The sequence below is a fragment of the Streptomyces viridochromogenes genome (genome assembly GCF_001270495.1).
GTDB lineage: Bacteria > Actinomycetota > Actinomycetes > Streptomycetales > Streptomycetaceae > Streptomyces > Streptomyces viridochromogenes_A.
Map to the genome: position 1 here is coordinate 1 of NZ_LGUR01000121.1, position 368 is coordinate 368.

Annotated in this window: 1 protein-coding gene; it reads right to left on the reverse strand. The window is 69.3% G+C overall.

The window, feature by feature from the left end:
• The coding region (locus ADK36_RS14730; RefSeq protein WP_159391151.1) for an ABC transporter permease subunit at positions 1-368 on the reverse strand (368 nt) is incomplete at both ends.

Consider the following 368-nt stretch of genomic DNA (forward strand, 5'->3'; position numbering starts at 1 on the left):
TCACCGGGCGCAGCGCGGGCAGCGTGACGTGCCACATGCGGCGCCAGCGCCCGGCGCCGTCCATGGCGGCGGCCTCGTACAGGTCGGTGCTGACCGCGGACAGCGCCGCGAGGAAGACGATGATCCCCCAGCCGGCGTCCTTCCAGACGGCCTGCGCGGTGACCAGGTACTTGAAGAGGTCCGCGTTGGTCATCAGGTCGAAGCCGCTCCAGCCGTGGTCCTCCAGGGTCTGGGCGATGATGCCCGCTCCGCCGAAGATCTGCTGGAAGACGGTGACCACGAGGACCCACGAGAAGAAGTGCGGCAGATACATGATCGCCTGCGCCACGGCCCGCACCCGGGGCCGGACCACGCTGTTGATGAGCAGC